This is a genomic window from Paenibacillus sp. FSL H7-0716 (genome assembly GCF_038002705.1).
Lineage (GTDB): Bacteria > Bacillota > Bacilli > Paenibacillales > Paenibacillaceae > Paenibacillus_AQ > Paenibacillus_AQ odorifer.
On record NZ_JBBODA010000001.1, the window covers coordinates 225,280 to 244,339 of the forward strand.

15 protein-coding genes are annotated in these 19,060 nt (G+C 40.3%); 13 read left to right on the forward strand and 2 right to left on the reverse strand.

All coding sequences use genetic code 11. The features are described from left to right. The first annotated feature begins 79 nt into the window (after window positions 1-79). From MHH60_RS01135 to MHH60_RS01155, 5 genes are all read left to right on the forward strand, one after another. Window positions 80-1,300 (forward strand): GNAT family N-acetyltransferase, encoded by a 1,221-nt coding sequence (locus tag MHH60_RS01135; protein ID WP_076134910.1) that lies wholly within the window; start codon window positions 80-82, stop codon window positions 1,298-1,300. 84 nt (window positions 1,301-1,384) lie between these two features. Continuing rightward, entirely contained in the window at window positions 1,385-1,705 is a 321-nt protein-coding gene (locus MHH60_RS01140; RefSeq protein ID WP_076134909.1) for a hypothetical protein, read from the forward strand. A 311-nt stretch (window positions 1,706-2,016) separates the two neighbouring features. Next, a complete protein-coding gene (locus MHH60_RS01145; RefSeq protein ID WP_341161107.1) occupies window positions 2,017-4,083 on the forward strand; it encodes a hypothetical protein in 2,067 nt (688 codons plus the stop codon). Window positions 4,084-4,096: 13 nt separating this feature from the next. Continuing rightward, window positions 4,097-4,741 (forward strand): pentapeptide repeat-containing protein, encoded by a 645-nt coding sequence (locus tag MHH60_RS01150; RefSeq protein WP_076133412.1) that lies wholly within the window; start codon window positions 4,097-4,099, stop codon window positions 4,739-4,741. Between the two features lie 74 nt (window positions 4,742-4,815). Then, window positions 4,816-5,109: a hypothetical protein gene (locus tag MHH60_RS01155; RefSeq protein WP_076133409.1), complete on the forward strand. Its 294-nt coding sequence runs from the start codon at window positions 4,816-4,818 to the stop codon at window positions 5,107-5,109. Between the two features lie 504 nt (window positions 5,110-5,613). On the opposite strand, the gene MHH60_RS01160 is transcribed toward MHH60_RS01155, so the two are convergent. Both MHH60_RS01160 and MHH60_RS01165 read right to left on the reverse strand, forming a co-directional pair. Beyond that, a complete protein-coding gene (locus tag MHH60_RS01160; RefSeq protein WP_076133407.1) occupies window positions 5,614-6,489 on the reverse strand; it encodes a deoxyribonuclease IV in 876 nt (291 codons plus the stop codon). Between the two features lie 200 nt (window positions 6,490-6,689). After that, entirely contained in the window at window positions 6,690-7,721 is a 1,032-nt protein-coding gene (locus MHH60_RS01165) for a M23 family metallopeptidase (protein WP_076133405.1), read from the reverse strand. A gap of 191 nt (window positions 7,722-7,912) precedes the next feature. Here MHH60_RS01165 and MHH60_RS01170 point away from each other — a divergent pair, with 191 nt between their 5' ends. The 8 genes from MHH60_RS01170 (at window position 7,913) to MHH60_RS01205 (ending at window position 19,047) form a co-directional block, all read left to right on the forward strand. Then, window positions 7,913-8,668: a response regulator transcription factor gene (locus MHH60_RS01170; RefSeq protein WP_076133402.1), complete on the forward strand. Its 756-nt coding sequence runs from the start codon at window positions 7,913-7,915 to the stop codon at window positions 8,666-8,668. After that, on the forward strand, window positions 8,665-10,416 hold the full coding sequence (locus MHH60_RS01175) for a sensor histidine kinase (RefSeq protein WP_076133400.1): 1,752 nt from the start codon (window positions 8,665-8,667) through the stop codon (window positions 10,414-10,416). The genes MHH60_RS01170 and MHH60_RS01175 overlap by 4 nt, the downstream gene beginning before the upstream one ends. A gap of 196 nt (window positions 10,417-10,612) precedes the next feature. Then, window positions 10,613-11,479, forward strand: a complete 867-nt coding sequence (locus tag MHH60_RS01180) for an SDR family oxidoreductase (RefSeq protein ID WP_076133397.1) — start codon at window positions 10,613-10,615, stop codon at window positions 11,477-11,479. Between the two features lie 212 nt (window positions 11,480-11,691). Further along, window positions 11,692-12,237, forward strand: coding sequence for a CueP family metal-binding protein (locus MHH60_RS01185; protein ID WP_076133395.1), 546 nt, complete (start codon window positions 11,692-11,694; stop codon window positions 12,235-12,237). 363 nt (window positions 12,238-12,600) lie between these two features. After that, window positions 12,601-13,113, forward strand: coding sequence for a DinB family protein (locus MHH60_RS01190; RefSeq protein WP_076133392.1), 513 nt, complete (start codon window positions 12,601-12,603; stop codon window positions 13,111-13,113). Window positions 13,114-13,388: 275 nt separating this feature from the next. Continuing rightward, entirely contained in the window at window positions 13,389-14,297 is a 909-nt protein-coding gene (locus MHH60_RS01195) for an NAD(P)/FAD-dependent oxidoreductase (RefSeq protein ID WP_076133390.1), read from the forward strand. Between the two features lie 300 nt (window positions 14,298-14,597). After that, a complete protein-coding gene (locus MHH60_RS01200; RefSeq protein ID WP_076133387.1) occupies window positions 14,598-16,079 on the forward strand; it encodes an Lsa family ABC-F type ribosomal protection protein in 1,482 nt (493 codons plus the stop codon). Between the two features lie 178 nt (window positions 16,080-16,257). After that, window positions 16,258-19,047: a glycoside hydrolase family 3 C-terminal domain-containing protein gene (locus MHH60_RS01205; protein ID WP_076133385.1), complete on the forward strand. Its 2,790-nt coding sequence runs from the start codon at window positions 16,258-16,260 to the stop codon at window positions 19,045-19,047. The last annotated feature ends 13 nt before the right edge of the window (window positions 19,048-19,060 follow it).

Here is a 19,060-nt window from a genome sequence, read left to right on the forward strand (position 1 = left end):
ATGTATTTATTGAACGGATATAAAGAATAATAAGAGTGATTTCTGATTTATATCTGGGGAATTCAGCGGGGGTATTGTAGTGAGTCGCAATAAATTGCAGGACAGGATCAGGTTAGCAAATGTCGAGACTAAACATGCAGAGCAATTTAATAATTTATTACGTTATGTATTTCAAGTGACGAATCGTGATTTACAAATCTTTGGTTGGGAAAATCGCGAAATCACCCAAGCGAAGCTGCCAGTTCTAAAGTATGCTGATGTAGTCGGTTGGTTTGATGGTGATAAATTGATTTCACAGTTAGCAGTATACCCATTTCAAGTAAATATTTTTGGGCGAATTTATGAGATGGGTGGCCTGACGGGTGTGGGAACCTATCCGGAATATGCTAATTTAGGTTTAATGAATAAACTAATGCTCCATGCATTAACTAAAATGCGGGGCCGCAAGCAATCAATTTCTTATCTATTTCCGTATTCTATTCCATATTATAGGCGGAAAGGCTGGGAGATCATTACCGATAAAATCTCATTTGAAGTTCCGGATACCCAGCTGCCGAAAACTAAAAAAGTTCCTGGGAACGTGGAGCGGGTAACTATTGAACATCCAGATATCAAGGAGATATATGATCAGTTCTCCATGCAGCATCATGGAGCTATGCTTCGAAATAAGTTGGCTTGGGAAGAATATTTACGCTGGGATCTGGATGAAATGACGGTAGGCATCTATTATAACAATGATGATTTGCCCACAGGGTATCTGTTGTATTGGGTTGCTGAGGAGATCTTTTATATCAAAGAAATGGTTTATATTAACGAAGAAGCTCGCGTGGGATTATGGAACTTTATAAGTGCACATTTTTCGATGATTACTCTTGTCAAAGGGGATATTTATAAAGGGGAGCCGCTTTCCTTCGTTTTAGATGATGGTGACATCAAGGAAACCATTGCTCCTTATTTTATGGCCCGGATAGTGGATGTACAATTATTTATCGAACAGTATCCGTTTAAAAAACAGGATAAAGAGGGTTGCCTTATCTTCACCTTGAGTGATCCGATGCTGGAATGGAACCGGGGTACATTTACGCTTAATGTGGATAAAGATGGAACAGGTGTTTTGCACGCAGGAGGGATTAACCCTTCCTTGTTGATTGACATTCCTACTTTAACCACGATGTTAATGGGCTATAAGCGACCTACCTATTTGGCTAGGATCGGTCGGATCCAGGCAGATGAAGCTACAGTTCAATTCCTGGAAGGGTTAATCAGGCCAGAACATCCTTATTTCTCTGATTATTTTTAAAAAGCATACTCTAATGAGTGTGCTTTTTTGTTCTTTTATAGTAGAATTGATTCTCGGCAACACTAAATGATATGGGGTGTAAGAATGGCGATTAATTTCACCAAACCAATGATCCAAAGGTTAGAACAAGAAATCATAGAGGTAGAGAGCAAGCTCAAAAACGTGAAGAACAAAAAGGAAAAATCCAAATTCAAAATTAATCAATTAGAACAGGATATGAAATTTAGCAAGTCTCACACAGATTTGAGCAGTAAAATGACGCGAATCAAAAAGCTTAACGATGAAATTAAGAACATGAATCGCCTGCAAGCTGATCTTTCCAAAGAATTAACAGCAAAGAAAAACTCGTTAAAAAAACTCCAGGTAAATGCATCTATAGTGACCAGTGATCCTACTAAAGGATAATCGATCATTTAGACGCTAGAAAAGAATAACGTAAATAACGCTATAGCGTTCAGTTAACAGGTTGATTATAGGGGAGCTACCACTATAATCAACCTGTTTTTTTTGCTGTCTACTTATTCTTACAGCAGTGATTAGAAATAAAAATTAAAAGAAAGGATTTAAAGTAAAATAATGGGAAGTTACGCCGATATATAGGTTAGGTGTGCGCTCCAAATACTTAAGTTTTTAAATATGAAGTAGTACATAAAGACCTGAGGGGTCGAAAAAAGTAGTGCATTGGATGGTCTAAGTGTAAGAACTGGAGGTCATAAATGGCATTGGACAAAATGGTATTTAAAGAAGATGAAGTTGAACGCCTGCAGACAAAAATCAGACTGGTAAGCCAAGATACCAACCGGCTGTACTTGCAGCTGAGAGGTCAGACCAATAACTGGGGTGGGATTCCGCTGGGTTCAGATTTGATACGAGCTCAGACACTTATCAATGAACTGACGGTAGAAGCTGAAAAGCTTGAAGATATTATTCGTCTTGCAGTAAAAGGGGTTCAAGGTGCACAGGATGAGAACAAGAGGCAGGCTGATCAACTTTTTCAGCAGTTTAGTACTCTTGGAGGGATGTTCGGAAAACTTGGGGGAGGCAATGCAAGTGGGCAGTTTCCGATCCCAACGTATGCCCAAAAGATGGTCAAGAATCTGATCACCTCGGTTGCCGCTTTAATGGGGCGGGATGAGTTGAATAGCGATCCTTTGGTGCAGAAACTCCAAATAACAGTTAAGAATTCCGGACTGGGAACGATCGACTCCATTACAGCCCAAAGCAAGCTGAAGGATATCTACCAGGCACGGGATCAAATTGCAAAAGCGCAGACCGCATATAAAGTATATCAAGCGTTTGGAAACAAGACTCAAATGGAAGCAATGCATAAGCTGGCGGAAGACGCACGCCAAAAGCTGAAATATCTAGGCATAGACGAAGTCCATTACCAAGCAGGTAAGGATCTAAGTGGTTATTTCAAGAAGCCAGTGGTTAAGGCGTGTGATTATGATCCGTCGATTACTACCAGCAGCGTACCATTAGTTCAGAATGAATCGTATCTGCTGATGCTTCGTATGGCGATGGAAACGGGAGAACAGGGAGCCTGGGCCAAGCGCCAACTCGTAGGAGAACGACTGAATATTCCGCCGATGGAGCTTCCAGATGGGACACCAATTACCGCATATAACAATAGGAATGAGATAACCCTCAACTATTTTAATGCGCATGTATTAAAACCTAACGAAACCAATTCGTTATCGGTATATTATTCGTGGTTGGAATCAACCTACGGAATGACCGAATGGCGGAAAAAAGTGGTTCAAGCGGATGCGGTTACGCGGGCATTTGTAGGATCTCTTATCGAGGAAAACGTTATGGGTGTAGTGGATACAGTGACGTTTACATTCCATTTTGTCATAGACCCGGAGAAGACGACACAGGAAATGGCAGATACAGCATCTTATATCATGGAACATCCAGAAGTATTGGCAGAAGCAGCAAAGAAGATGTATCATAACTTTAATGAGGGAACGCCGGAGGAAAAAGCTTCCATGCTGGGTGCAGCTGCTTCTGTATTGGTACCGGGGCTATCTGTGACAAAGGGTACAAAGGTAGGAAAAGTGGCCGATGGGGTACAAGATTTTGCCACTAAAGCGATGGAAGGCGTGAAGGACCTCAATAAAGTCATTCAGAATTCCGGTCACTTGGCTGAACTCCCGAAATTCAAGCCGTTTTTAAGCACGCCAGAAGGTGTGCCTTTCAGTATAGGAAAGATTCCCCTGGATTCAAATCCACTGCCCAAAACATTTGTGCAGGAGCATTATATAAATGAGATGAATGGGTTTGGGGATGTGAAAGGTGGTAAGATTGAGGGGACGGGTAAAGGTCAGACAGATCATAGACTTGTTGACCAATTTGACGAAGCTGAGAATTTTATTGGCAAAAGAACACAATCTGAGATTGACGCTTTGGCACATGATCCAGCTCATGCAGGTTCCACAAGGCAGATTGATATTGAAAAAGGAAAACATGAGGCAAGGGTTGGGTTAGAACTTGAGGAAATGAAAAAACTAGATGGACCTATAGCTAGAGATCCATCTGGAAAAGCAGAATTTATAGATGCAAAAGGGCAAGCTTGGGATGTCAAGTCCTTTAATTCAAATTATCCGCCTAAAAAGGGAGGTTACAAACTTTCGAGCGCTATGAGATCAATTAATAAATCTCTAAGCGAAGGTGAAAATGTGATACTAGATGTCACTAATTTAAGTATCGAAAACAAAGCAGAACTTTTGCATGAAATATCAATTCAAGGTTTTATAGATAAAGTTGTTACATGGCCTTAGGAGGTGTTATTAAATGGATTTATTTACAAAACTAAAGAAATACACTGAGTTTTCAATGGGGCTTTCAAAAGAAGTATGCGAACTTAATTATCAAGATACTTCTTTTGATGGGATAGTGTTTACAGGATATGATTTAAACAATAGTAGTTTTTTAGAAGTAGTATTCAACGAGTGTGACTTTTCAAACGTGTATTTAAGTGGAGCATCTCTCTGCGGTAGTAACTTTAATAGGTGTGAATTTTCAGATAATATATTCAGGAAAGGTAAGGCGGACGATACGAGGTTTAGTTCAACAGTCTTCAAAAACTTAGATTCTTTTAGAACAACCTTTTATGAATCGAAGTTTTTTGATGTGGAAATTTCAAATGCACAACTTGAACTAACATATATGGATGATTCAACTTTTTCTGAAGTTGAATTTAAAAACACTAGATTTTCATCATCAACATTTAATAATTCTACTTTTAAAAATGTGAAATTCCTTAATTGTCACTTTGAAAATACGAAATTCCTAAATATCACTGGTTTTGATGAAATACATTTTGTGAATTCAAGCATTACAATACATGGAGAATTGCTAGTTGGCATATCAAGCCATGAGATGAAGTCTCTTTTAGATTTTAGCAATACTGGAAAACCGAATAAAGAATTAGATTAGGTTGACTTGGAAACTTTTATCAAGGATTAGAAGCTCTGATTAAAGTTATAGGGAAGTTTATTAAATAATATAGAATGGATACCAATTTAAATTTGGGAATAGCTTTGAGCATTGCCCGAGAATATAAAAATAAATATGAGTTGTCAGGTGAGATTTCAGATAATTTGGAGCGTGACATAAAATTTTATAGTGAATTCGACAGTATTAATGGTTCAGTTTGGTTAGTCAGAGTAAGTATAGAACCAAATGATTTTTTTGCGGAAAATGAATACACAATTGTTATTTCAGATAATGAAGCAACTGTTAAATATATTATCGACCCTAATGGTCATATCTATTGTCCACATTTAGAAATAAACACTGAGTAATTATTTGGCTTATATGTGAAAAGGAATGTGAAGACTCTTAATAGTTTGTGGCTAGTGCCGTGCCGAGTGAACTAATCATACACTTAACTATATGTAATATTCGGATATAAGATATAATTATTTCGTTTGTACATGCACAAATACTCGGAAAGTACAACCTAATTATCTCTAAAGCGGTACAATAAACAGGTGGATTATGGTTAGATATCCCCATGATTGACCTGTTTTTTGTTATGTTCGTTTACTTGATTTTTCTTGAAACATTTGCAACTTAATTAAACATTATAGCAATAAATACGATGTAGGAAGACAATTATGTGGGGCGACCAGCTAACATATAAGGAGAATGTTGGGTTATAATTAAAGAAACCTTGAACCATGATTGAGAATGAATTTCTATGTCTTGTAAAAAAATCAAAGGTATTTCAAAGGAGTTATTTATAAATAAATAGTCCAGTAGCTGTAGTCTAACAGATTGATTATGCTCAAAACCACCATATTAACTTATTTTCTTACCAGCTCATCTGTTTCTCCCCTTAACAAGGAAATCTCATGCTTATAGGGTGCGTTTACATATTTCTTTTCACCGATGGAGGGAGTCTCTAGGAGTTTGGGAATGGTTGATAGTTGAGGATGGTGGACCACATATCGAAGCGCCTGAAGGCCGATATATCCGTGTCCTATATTTTCGTGCCTGTCTTTACGTGAGCCCATAATATTCTTTGAATCATTGACGTGAATGACTTTTAGGCGCTCTATTCCGATCAATCGATCAAATTTATTCAAAATGCCATCAAAATTTTCTTTAACGTTATAACCGGCATCATGGATATGGCAAGTATCCAAACAAATCGAAAGACGCTCATTATGGGTCACTCCATCAATAATAGCTGCAAGTTCTTCAAAAGAGACTCCACATTCACTACCTTTTCCAGCCATAGTTTCTAATGAAACCTGAACATTTCGTTTATCTGTTAGCACTTCGTTTAAGCCTTCCACGATCCGAGAGATGCCGGCTTGAGAGCCAGCACCAACATGGGAGCCAGGATGTAGGACGATTTGGGTTGAACCCAAAGCTTCTGTTCTTATGATTTCTGATTTAAGAAACTCTATACTATGCTCAAAGACCTGTGTAGAAAGTGTATTTCCTAAGTTAACAATAAATGGAGCGTGAACAATGATATTAGAAATACCATTATCTCTCATATGAGCATGTCCAGCTTCAATATTCAAAGCTTCAATGGGTTTGCGGCGTGTATTTTGTGGGGCTCCGGTATAAAAAAGGAAGGTGGTCGCTCCATAAGATGCTGCCTCTTCACTAGCTCGAAGGAGCATTTTTGTTCCGGTCATAGACACATGAGAGCCTAGGAGTAAAGACATTGGGGTTGACACTTCCTTTCCTCTGAAAAGAGAGCAAGTTTTAGTCACTATATATCCTATATGTCTATTAATATTTGTGAATTACCCGGATAATATGTATTGGTATTACAAGAAAGTAGGAAGTTTTTTAGGGAAGATCAAGGTTGTCTCATCTGATTTATTATTTATGAGAGACAACCTTAGCGACCCGGAATTTAGCGCTAATTAGCGGCAGAAATAGTCTCACCTTGAATTGGTTTTAAATCTTGCTCCCATTTAACTCTGATTGCCCGGGAAGTGAATAGATCAGCTCCATCTGAGATTTGGAAGTGTAGATGGGCCTCGCTCGTATTACCAGAATTACCTGTTAAGCCAATAACTTCACCTTTTTCGACTTTATCCCCCGGTTTTACAGTAACTGACCCTTGTTTGAGATGCGCCAAATGACTATATTCCCCGCCATGATCAATGACAACGATATTTCCTGTAGCTTGATTCGGATTCATGACCCCAACTGGCTCATTGTCTTTAATGTCATTCACAACCGATACAACGGTGCCGTCCGCTGGAGCGAGAATGTTTTTGCCAAAGGCATAATAGCTTTCATTTTTTAGTGGATCTCCTTTATAGGAATAGTTATCTTTGGTTTGGATAAAATCGTAAGCGTAACGCTGGATTTCTAATTCATAATGATAATTTACAAGCACATTCTCACCACCCCAAAACACATACCAATCCCCCTCAAACGGCAGTGCGTATTCATGTTTGCTTAGTACATTGTCGGTTGCAGGTGAAGGGGTAAGCTCTTGAACTTGAATTGATGTAATCGTCCCATCCGGATCAAACATCCCGACAAGCCCCTTATTGCCAGTATCACTAACCCATGTGCGTCGATCAAATCCATTAAGCTGCATGGTCGATGCCTTTTCCAATGTATGGATACCCTTAGTGAATTCTTTTCCTGTCTCGGTTAATTCTGCTTCACTTATTTCATCTTTTAAAGTCTGGTTAAAGCGGGCATACAACTCCTTGTACTTCCCGTCCAGTAGAATCTTTGATAGTTCATCTGGAGCAAATCCGCTCAGAATGGCAGCTGTGACCGGGCTTGTTGTCTGCTCCGCCTTTTCAGTAGTCGGCACATCTGCATTCTCTCCTCCACAGGCAGCCATTAATAAAGACAGTGACCCTACAGCTAAGGCAGTTCTTGTATTCAAAATAACTTTATGAATGATTTTTTTAGGTTTTTTGTTCATATATATCGCCTCCCAGTATTACGATTGTAGCAGTCTATCCTTAGCTCTTCTGAAATTCTATATTAACACTTACATAATTTACTAGCTATTTAATGAATACGAATTAAGCTTCCGTTAAGATTAGTAAGATTGCTAGCCAAAAAAATCATGCTATGATGATAAAAACGTCTATTGTGAAAGGGAAAATTTATATGAATGAGGCTTCAATTTTATTGGTTGATGATGAGGTATCGCTTTTAGACATTATGGAGACAGTGCTTCGTAAGGAAGGTTACGTCAATATAGATACAGTGCAAACAGGTGAAGAAGCAGTAAGTGCCTGTGAATCCAAAAAATATGATTTAATTGTGCTGGATGTAATGCTGCCCGGACGTAGTGGCATCGAAATCTGCCCTTTTATCCGGCAGACGACGGATGCCCCTATTCTTTTTCTGACTGCGCGGACGTCTGATTTCGATAAATTAACGGGCTTTGCTATAGGCGGAGATGATTATATTACCAAGCCCTTTAACCCGCTTGAAGTGGTGGCTCGTATAAGAGCACAACTGCGGAGATATTTTGCTTCTGTTAACCAACAGGCTACTGGCAAGAGTGTAGAAATAGTCCCCCATAAATCTGCAAATGTATATGATTACGGAAGGTTTAAGCTAGATGAGACAGCGGGAGAACTCCTGGTAGAGGGTCAGTCTGTTGCTTGTCCGGCACTTGTATTTCAACTGCTGGTCTTCTTATGCAAACATCCCAATCAGATTTTCAGCAAAAGTGAGTTATATGAGAAAGTATGGGGCGATGAAGCACTGAGTGATGATAATACGGTCATGGTTCATATTCATCGAATTAGAGAACGTATCGAAGCAGACCCGTCCGATCCAAAATTTATTGTTAACGTTAGGGGTCTTGGTTATAAGCTGGTAAAGGTAGACCGCCAGGAGTTGTCCATGCCATGAATATCAAACGTCGGTTAACGTTAAGGTTCGTTCTACAGCTAGCAATTACGGGAATGGTTGTTCTCGCTATTGCAGCAGTAACGTTTACTTGGATGCTGTTGCGTTTTCTCGATATCAGTATTACGCGTGATTTTGCGAATGTTGGCTTAGAGCAACTGGTTGAATCCTCCAAAATCGATGAGAAGGGCATTCAATTTTCCCCAAGCTTGCTGGAGCAAGTGAAGAAGAATAAGGGCTGGCTGCAAAACATCGATGAAAATGGAAAAGTTGAAAGTGCCTACAACACTCCAAAAGATGTCCCAATTCAATATGGACCGGGTGAAGTAGTCGCCTATTGGACAGGGACTCAGCCTTTTCCGTATACTCTGGCTGTATGGATTCAAGAGAAAAACGGGAGACAATTCACGCTTCTTTATGGCGCGCCAAATATACTAGATCCTCTGTTAAAAAAAATGAGCGAAGGTACATTTGATGCAGTAGATGGAGATCTGGTTCTGCCTGATTCGATTGAAAGAGAAATTAAATCATCACAGGCTTTTGTTCAACTCATTGATTCATCAGGTACGGAGCTGCTCTCCTATAATAGGCCAAAGATGATTCCCACCAAGTACTCAGTGCCAGAGCTAGCACTACGCACTCTCTACAGTGAACGTTACGGCTATCATGTCCGATCTTCTTTTGATAAACAAACGGGCCAAACATGGATCGTTGGACAACCAAACGTAAAGGGTGCAGATACAGGACAAAAGGTATGGGTACCTGAAGAGGTTAAAATTGTCATTAAAGGCTCATTAGCAATGCTCGCGGCTTTATTGCTTGCATTTATATTGCTTTCTTTATGGCAAGCTCATAGGTTTGGAGCGCCAATGCTGCATATGCTTGTATGGCTCGATTCCATTGGAAATGCTATATATACAGAGCCTATGGACCGTAAAGGAAATCGTCGTAGTCGAACACAAGTAGGTAAATGGAGGCGGAGATACCGGGTTTTTTCTGATGTTATGGTATCCATAGAGAAATTATCTGCTAATTTGCAGAGAGATCAGGCGTTGCGGCAACAAACAGAGAATTTGAGGGAAGAATGGATCGCAGGTGTTACACATGATTTAAAAACTCCTTTATCTTCTATAACTGGTTATGCCCATTTACTGGCGGAGCCTTCGTATGATTGGTCGAAAGAGGAAGTTCGCAAGTTTACAAGGACGATACTGGATAAATCAGCCCATATGGACATGCTTATTAGTGATCTTGCCATGACCTATCGGCTAAAAACAGGGATCAAGCCACCAGAGCTGATGGAGGTGGAATTGAACTCTTGGTTACGTCAAGCCCTTGATCAAGCTGCTGCAAATCCCGAATACGGGAAGCAACGAATTATATTTGTGCCGGCACCAAACAAAGTGAGAGCCCGATTGTATACTCCATGGCTAGAGCGGGTGGTCAACAATTTGACTGCGAATGCTTTACTTCATAACCCCTCTAATACGATTTTAACGGTTTCGCTTACTATGAATGATGAGGACAGTGGATTTACTATTCAATTCTCCGATGATGGCGATGGAATGGATGAAGGCACACTTAACCGTCTATTTGAACGATATTATCGAGGAACGGACACGGGATCTAGCTCCAACGGATCCGGCCTTGGCATGGCGATCTCCAAGGGATTAATCGAATGTATGGAGGGCAGGATTGCTGTTGAGAGTAGCCCTGGACAAGGAACCATTATTAAGTTGAGTTGGAGCTGATCATAGAACCAGCGTTTTTCCTAACGGAATTGACGGTGGTTTTTTTGTTGTGAAAAGAATTTTTTAATTCTTCTGTTTATTATCCAGCCAGAGTTGGGATCATAAATAAGTTGACATTCAAACTGATTGTAACTACAATGGTTACAGGTAGTGCTTAAAAATAAATTTATCATCCCAATTTGAGGAGGAAGTAAAAATGAAAATAGCAATAACAGGAGCAACAGGTCAATTCGGATCATTGGTGATAGAAGCTTTACTTAAAACTGTACCCGCAGGTGATCTTGTAGTTAGTGTGCGGAACCCAGAAAAAGCAAGTGATCTTCAGGCTCGTGGAGTGGAAGTCCGTCATGGTGATTTTGATCAACCTGAGACGCTGGAATCAGCATTTGCCGGTGTGGATCGACTATTAATTGTATCTGCAGATGGTGATAATGAAACCCGGATTCGTCAACATAAAGCAGCTGTTGCTGCTGCGGAAAAAGCAGGCGTCGGCTTCATTGCCTACACAAGTGTAGGACAAGCAGACAAGAGTGAACTATTCCTTGCTGAAGTTCACCGCATCACCGAAGAAGCTATTCGCACAACAGGCATTCCTTACAGCTTCCTCCGTAATAACTGGTATTTGGAGAATGAGATCGGCTCCATTCAAGGTGCTCTAGCGGGTGCCCCATGGGTGACTTCAGCAGGGAATGGTAAAGTTGGCTGGGCTACACGCGGAGATTATGCAGAAGCTGCAGCAAATGTTCTGACAGGTGACGGACATGAGAACACAGTGTATGAATTGTCTGGCAACCCTTTAACACAAGAGGAATTGACTGAGATCATAGGCAGTGTAATCGGTAAAGAAATCAAAGTAATCCAGGTTGACGATGAGGCTTATGCCAAGACCATGTCGGAGGTGGGTGTCCCAGAAGCTGCGCTTCCAATAGTTGTAGCTATACAACGTGGGATTCGTGAAGGTTGGCTTAATATTGAAAGTAGCGATTTAGAGAAACTGCTGAAACGTTCAGCTACTCCTCTTGCGGATGTCATTCGTGTTATGGTCGGTAATTTACAAGCATAATAATATAAAAGATAAAAGGCTTCCTCGAGGTTGAAAAACCAGTGAGGAGGCCTTTTTTTGTGTTGATAGAGGGTGAATCAAATACATAACTTTTCACTATTTTGCCTTGTTCATAATTGTGTTAGTTTAGTTTAACTAGTTATACTAAAAGAAATGGAAGATACTCTGAGTGGATACATATTCTGGCGAATAAGCGAAGGAGATGATTACAAATGAAAAGAAATATCTTGGTGGTATCGGGAGTGGCGGTTGTTGTATTAGGTGCGTATTTGTTATTGGGAGGTATCGACAAGGATAAGCCTTCAGCACAAGATACAACAGACATTAAGCAATTAGTGCAAGAATATAGTTCAAGCAGTCTGGACAACCTGTCCGCTTCTATCACTTCTGAGCAACTTATTGTAACCGATAGTAACAATAAAGAGAAAACTTACGACTTGCCTAAAGATGAGTTTTTTGTTTCTATAGCTCCATATGTGGAGAATACGCATCCTTGCGCAACACATAGCTTGACTGGCTGCCAAGGGGAATTAACAGATGATGAGTTTAAAGTATATATCGAAGACAGCGAAGGCAATGTGATTGTGGATCAAGAAATGAAATCGCTATCTAACGGATTTATTGATCTTTGGTTGCCCCGGGACAAACAATATAACGTAACCATTGAGCAGGATGGAAAAGCAGCAAAATCTGAGCTTTCCACTTTTAAGAGTGATAATACATGTGTTACCACTATGCAATTGGCAGAAAGTATCTAAAAAGTTGCAGAGAGAAGACTTGAAAAGCGAATGCTCAGGAGGATGTTTCTTAAGCGATGTCGAAGTCGTTATTCATAATCCAATTAGATCTTGCTTCTGATGTATTCAGTATTGGACTTTCGCCATATGTCCATCGTATCGGACTCCATTGCAGCTATTTTAAATTTTCGCAGCATTTTTCAAGCTTATCGGACTGCATAGCACTTATTGGCTTGTAATGGCGCAGAATTGGAGTGTATTTAGGGAAATAACTGCATCTGGGTCCGATCCAGCGGAGAGTTAGAAACTGTTTGGGAAAAGAAATCAAAAGTATCACACGAATGATCAAAAGAAATTGCTTTACAGAAGAGAGGAGAGAGATGAATGGTTAAAGAGCTGATCATTGGGGATGTTTTGCAAGAGCTGGCTGGTACGCGTCGGATACTGGAGAAGCTGCCTCAAGAGAATATGACATGGAAACCACACTCTAAGTCAATGAGCCTGGGTGGGCTGGCCACACACCTCGTTAACCTTCTGAGCTGGCAATCTGCAATTCTACTTTACTCGGAGTTTGATTTGGCATCTGTGGCATATCGACGAGAAGCACTGGAGAGTCCCGAAGCGGTTCTACAAGAGTTCGACCTGAAAGCTCGTGAGATTGAGGAATTAATTACTGCAAGCAATGTGGAGATGCTCGGCGCGGAGTGGACCTTGCGGAACGGGGAGCAGATCATCCATCGTCAGACACGGGCAGCTGCGCTTCGTACCATCGGATTGAACCACATGGTTCACCACCGGGCACAGCTTGGAGTCTATCTGCGGCTGCTTGACGTGCCGGTTCCTGGTCTTTACGGACCCTCGGCTGATGAATTAGAATTAGCAAACGGTGAATCTTAATAAGTGAGGAAGCCCTGCACTGCCAAGTAAATTCAACATATAGCTCTTACCTTATATATTGGAGTATTAAGTTACTTCCAAACATACGGTAATGGGCTTATTTGCTTTTTTCTAGCATTACACTAAATAAACTCCTAGAAACATCGTGAAGTTTGGGTTGACACTTTAGTTAATTTGGAGATATTATAGATTCATTAAGTCTACGATGTATCGTTTTTTTAATTTAATAATAGATAAAAAGAGTCTTTAATATCTGCATATAGGAGATGATTCATGTGATTTACGATTGCATTATTGTTGGTGGTGGACCCGCAGGCTTGAACGCAGCCCTTGTTCTTGGTAGGGCAAGACGAAAAGTAGCTTTAATTGATAATAATCAGCCAAGGAATGCTGTTACCCATGCTTCACATGGTTTTATTACAAGAGACGGGGTTACACCAGCCGAGTTTCGTCGCATTGCGTATGAGGAGGTACTACGTTATCCGTCAGTTGAGCATATCCAGACTGAGATTATTTTGATTAACAAAATTGATTCTGGATTTGCGGTACATGATTCGTTTGGTCGTCACATTGAAGCTCGCAGATTGATTTTGGCGACTGGGTTAAAAGAAGTCCTTCCTGAGATAGAGGGTTTACGACCATTATACGGAAAAAGTCTGTTTAATTGCCCGTATTGTGACGGCTGGGAATTACGAGATCAACCCCTTATCGTTGTTTGCGAAAATCCACATGTTTTTCATATGGCAAAAATGCTGCTCAATTGGAGTAAAGATTTGGTTATCTGCACGAACGGCAAGACATTCCTTTCAGATGAACAGAAAAAAAGTCTTGAGGCCAAGGGGGTTGTAGTCAATGAACAATTGATTTCCTCTTTTATGGGTCATGATGGGCTACTTCAGGCGGTTCGCTTTGCAGATGGTACTGAGATCTTAAGAACGGGAGGGTTTATTTCTCCGAATTTGATCCAAACGTCATCCATCGTAGATCATTTGGCTGTAGAGCGGAATGATTCTGGTGGGTTTAGCACAGATGGTGCGGGGAGAACCTCGATTCCAGGATTATATTCGGCTGGAGATGTTTCTTATTTTATACCTTCTCAGTTAGTGTTTGCCGCGGCTGACGGGAGTCGGACAGCTATGAGTGAAAATATGGATCTTACAGAAGAAGAATTTGAACTTTTTTAACGAATTATGGGTAGGAAGTTGAAAATAATAAGTATGCATGATAACATAATTACAAATTAATGATCGGAGTTGAAAAGTATAGTGTAGTAATTATTCTTGCGTCCCATGATGAATAAAACAACAACAATGGTTTATTTCGTTTGTTTTATTCTTTGTATGCAAGAAAGTTACTACTTCTTTTCACTCGAAAATATATCCATATCTAACTCCATTTGGGGCTGGATTTGCTGTATTTATTTGAGTCACAAGAAAGTAACTTTCTTGTGGCTTTTATTTTTTAGAATACAGGAGGATTATTTTATGTCATTAATAAATGTCACAAATCTAACCTTTGCCTATGAAGGCAGCTACGATAACATATTTGAGAATGTAAACTTTCAAATCGATACTGATTGGAAATTAGGTTTCACAGGGAGAAATGGTCGAGGGAAGACTACATTTCTTAGCTTATTGCTTGGAAAGCATGAATACAGCGGTAATATTTCTGCTCATGTCAGCTTTGAATATTTCCCTTTTCAGGTGAATAACAAGGAGCTTAACACCATAGATGTGATCAGCGAGATTTTTCCGGATTATATTCATTGGAAGTTAATGCGTGAGCTTTCTTTGCTAAAGGTTTCTGAGGATGTGTTATATCGTCCCTTTGATTCATTGTCTAACGGAGAGCAAACGAAAGTGCTGTTAGCCACATTATTCATTAAGGAAAATAGCTTCCTGTTGATTGATGAACCTACAAATCATTTGGATATGACAGCAAGAAAGCTTGTCAGTGATTATCTCAATACGAAAAGTGGATATATTCTGGTTTCTCACGACAGATCCTTTCTTGATAATTGTGTGGACCACATCTTGTCAATCAACAAAACCAATATAGAGATTCAAAAGGGTAATTTTTCTAGCTGGTGGGAGAATAAAGTCAGACAAGATAACTTTGAGTTAGCGGAAGACGAAAAACTAAGAAGAGATATCAAACGCTTGTCAGCATCATCTAAACGAACAGGTAACTGGTCACATGAAGTGGAAAAAACTAAAAATGGAACTAGAAATTCTGGATCTAAGTTAGATAAAGGTTATGTTGGGCACAAGGCCGCTAAAATGATGAAACGCTCTAAAGCCATCGAGCAAAGACAGCAATCTGCTATCAACGAAAAGTCTAAGCTTCTTAAAAACATCGAAAATTCTGAGAACTTAGAGATTACGCAGCTTGCTTATCATAAACGTCATCTTGCGGAGCTGGATAATGTTTCGGTTTTTTACGGAGAGAAAAGGGTATGTTCAGAAGTAAGCTTTACCATTGAGCAGGGGGAGAGAATTGCACTCTCGGGTAAAAATGGTTCCGGAAAATCAAGTATCATCAAATTGATCTGCGGTGAGGAGATAGATTATACCGGCACCTTCACTAAGGATAGCCAGCTTATCATTTCCTACGTATCACAAGACACTTCAGATCTACGGGGCGATTTAACAGATTATGCTAGAGAGAATGGGATAGATGAAAGTCTTTTTAAATCTATTCTGCGAAAGCTTGATTTCTCCAGAATTCAATTTGATAAGGATATATCCACATACAGTGGCGGCCAAAAGAAAAAAGTCCTGATCGCCAAAAGTCTTAGTGAAAAAGCTCATTTGTATATTTGGGATGAACCGCTTAATTTTATTGATGTTATTTCACGTATGCAAATTGAAGAGCTATTGCTTGAATATACCCCAACACTCGTTTTTGTGGAGCATGATCGCGAATTTTGCCATAATGTTGCCACGAAGATCATTGAACTTAGCTGACATTTTTCATTGATTGAAAATTTCCAACTCTAACAGACCAATATTATTATATTAATTAAGATAATTATTATATATATTACAGTTATCCAATGTACTATAATGGTATAGTTAAACTTTATGATATGTAATTGATGCCTAAAGAAACAACCTATAGAATTGAACAACAGGAGGAAACAAGTTGAGTACACAGAGTGTGGGAATTCCATTAGAAGGTTTTGCAGAATTTAGCCGAACGGTAGCAGCAGAAGGTGCGGTACTGTTGAAAAATGATCATCAGGTGCTTCCGCTTGGTGAAGGTGATAATGTTGCTGTTTTTGGCAGAACTCAAGTGAATTATTATCGCAGTGGTACTGGTTCGGGCGGTAGTGTTCATGTTACTTATACGACCAACCTGCTGGGCGGTCTTCGCAGTAAAAAGAACCTTATGGTCAACGAAGAGTTGGCAGCAGTATATGAGAAGTGGATTGAGCAAAATCCATTTGATAATGGTGGCGGCGTTTGGGCTGCAGAGCCATGGAACCAGAAGGAAATGCTTTTATCCGACGAATTGGTAGCTGAGGCTAGAAATAAATCGAACAAAGCAATCATTGTAATCGGACGTACAGCAGGAGAAGATCAGGATAATGTCGATGGCTCAGGAAGCTACCAACTAACAGCTGATGAAAAGGCGATGCTGAAGCAGGTAACTACATATTTTGAGCAAACGATTGTTGTACTGAACGTCTCTAATATTATTGATATGAGCTGGCTGAACGATGAAAGCTATAAAAATCCGATTTCGTCTGTCATCTACTCTTGGCAGGGGGGAATGGAAGGTGGTAATGCAATTGCAGATGTGCTGGCTGGAGAAGTAACTCCAAGCGGTAAATTAACAGACACGATCGCATATTCCATCAACGATTACCCGTCAACACATAACTACGGCAATGAATTTACAAACCTTTATCAGGAAGATATCTATGTTGGTTATCGCTATTTCGAGACATTTTGCCCAGAAAAGGTTCAATATGAATTTGGTTATGGAATATCGTATACCACGTTTAAGCTCGAGCCAGAAGAAGCTAAACTTATTTATAAAGCTGGCGAACTTAATGTTGAAGTCGGCGTAACCGTAACTAATACAGGAACTACCTTTGCTGGAAAAGAGGTTGTTCAGGTCTATTATGAAGCTCCACAAGGGAAATTGGGACAGCCTGCTAAAGCTTTGGCAGCATTCGCAAAAACAGAAGTCCTTCAGCCGGGCGAAGCCCAACGTCTTACCGTGAGTTTCCCTGTTCATTCAATGGCTTCCTATGATGATGCTGGTGTGTCAGGGCATGCTTCCGCTTATGTGCTAGAAGAAGGCACGTACCGCATGTTTGTGGGAACGAGTGTTAAAAAAGTGGAGGAAGTCAAAGTTGAAGGGCATAGCGGCTATGTCGTGGAAACACTTCAAGTTGTGGAACAGTTACAAGAAGCTCTTGCACCCACGCAAAGCTTTACAAGAATGCAACCTGGCGTTCAAAAAGCAGACGGTTCGTATGAACTTGTTTATGTAGAGGTTCCAACACGCAAGATTTCGTTAGCTGAACGGATCGAGAGCAATCTACCCACAACGATCTCCCAGACAGGCAATCAAGGGTATAAATTAAGAGATGTATTTGAACAAAAAGTTAGTATGGAAGCTTTTATTGCCCAGCTTAGTGACGATGATTTGGCTGCCATTGTCCGAGGTGAAGGCATGAGCAGTCCTTTAGTTACACCGGGTACAGCTTCTGCATTTGGAGGAGTAAGTGATAGTCTATATAACTTAGGAATCCCTGTTGCATGTACAGCAGATGGTCCTTCAGGAATTCGTATGGATAGTGGAGCAAAAGCGACTCAGGTTGCGATCGGAACGCTTCTTGCTGCTACTTGGAATGCCGAATTAGTCGAAGAGCTGTATGTGTTAGAAGGACAAGAGTTAGTAAGAAACAACATAGACACCTTGCTTGGACCAGGTCTAAATATTCGTCGCAGCCCGCTGAATGGCCGCAACTTTGAGTATTTTTCTGAAGATCCTTTGATCTCTGGGGTATTTGCCGCTGCATGTACACGTGGGATTATGAAAGGTGGCTCTAATGCCACGCTGAAGCATTTTGCCTGCAATAATCAGGAGAAACATCGCAGTAAAGTGGACGCTGTTGTATCGGAACGTGCGCTTCGCGAGATTTATTTGAAAGGTTTTGAAATTGCAGTGAAGCAGGGTGGAGCGAATTCAATTATGACCTCCTATAACCCTGTTAATGGACATTGGGCCGCTTCAAATTACGATTTGAACACAACAATTCTGCGCGGAGAATGGGGCTTCAAAGGTATTGTCATGACAGACTGGTGGGCCATCATGAATGATGTCGTTAACGGTGGAGCTGCAGACCGGAAATTTACAAATTGGATGGTCCGTGCACAAAATGACCTGTACATGGTTGTTGCTAACTATGGCGCCGAAATTAATGGATGGAATGACAACACCATTGAATCCTTGGAAAATGGATCTTTGACTAGAGGAGAGCTGCAACGTTCTGCAATGAATATTTGTGAGTTCATCATGCATGCTCCAGTATTCTCGAGAAAACAGCAAATTGTTGAAACAGTTGAGTCCTTTAAGGCTAATCCTTCACTTACTGCAGAACAAGTACAATCCTTATCTCAAAATCCACAGGTTAAGCCAGCCGTTGAAGGATCGACTTTCTTTGAAGTTGGTCAAGCGGGTCAATATCGGATCCTCGTGCATATCATGTCAACAGAGCCTGAGCTGGCTCAAAGTGCATGCAATGTTAATTTGAATGATCAATTGATGACAACCATTCAAACCAACGGGACAGAAGGTCAATGGATTAGACAAAAGCTTGTGAAAGTAGAACTCGAAGCAGGTCTTTATGAAATGAAACTGGAATTCATTAAACCAGGTTTACAGATCGACTGGATCGAATTTAATAAAGTCGACTAAATAGCTCTAAATA

Bases quoted from the DNA above. Each gene is read 5' to 3' on its own strand.
- MHH60_RS01140 (WP_076134909.1), top strand. From the start codon at position 1,385: ATGGCGATTAATTTCACCAAACCAATGATCCAAAGGTTAGAACAAGAA.
- MHH60_RS01145 (WP_341161107.1), top strand. From the start codon at position 2,017: ATGGCATTGGACAAAATGGTATTTAAAGAAGATGAAGTTGAACGCCTG.
- MHH60_RS01150 (WP_076133412.1), top strand. From the start codon at position 4,097: ATGGATTTATTTACAAAACTAAAGAAATACACTGAGTTTTCAATGGGG.
- MHH60_RS01155 (WP_076133409.1), top strand. From the start codon at position 4,816: ATGGATACCAATTTAAATTTGGGAATAGCTTTGAGCATTGCCCGAGAA.
- MHH60_RS01160 (WP_076133407.1), bottom strand. From the start codon at position 6,489: ATGTCTTTACTCCTAGGCTCTCATGTGTCTATGACCGGAACAAAAATG.
- MHH60_RS01165 (WP_076133405.1), bottom strand. From the start codon at position 7,721: ATGAACAAAAAACCTAAAAAAATCATTCATAAAGTTATTTTGAATACA.
- MHH60_RS01170 (WP_076133402.1), top strand. From the start codon at position 7,913: ATGAATGAGGCTTCAATTTTATTGGTTGATGATGAGGTATCGCTTTTA.
- MHH60_RS01175 (WP_076133400.1), top strand. From the start codon at position 8,665: ATGAATATCAAACGTCGGTTAACGTTAAGGTTCGTTCTACAGCTAGCA.
- MHH60_RS01180 (WP_076133397.1), top strand. From the start codon at position 10,613: ATGAAAATAGCAATAACAGGAGCAACAGGTCAATTCGGATCATTGGTG.
- MHH60_RS01185 (WP_076133395.1), top strand. From the start codon at position 11,692: ATGAAAAGAAATATCTTGGTGGTATCGGGAGTGGCGGTTGTTGTATTA.
- MHH60_RS01190 (WP_076133392.1), top strand. From the start codon at position 12,601: ATGGTTAAAGAGCTGATCATTGGGGATGTTTTGCAAGAGCTGGCTGGT.
- MHH60_RS01200 (WP_076133387.1), top strand. From the start codon at position 14,598: ATGTCATTAATAAATGTCACAAATCTAACCTTTGCCTATGAAGGCAGC.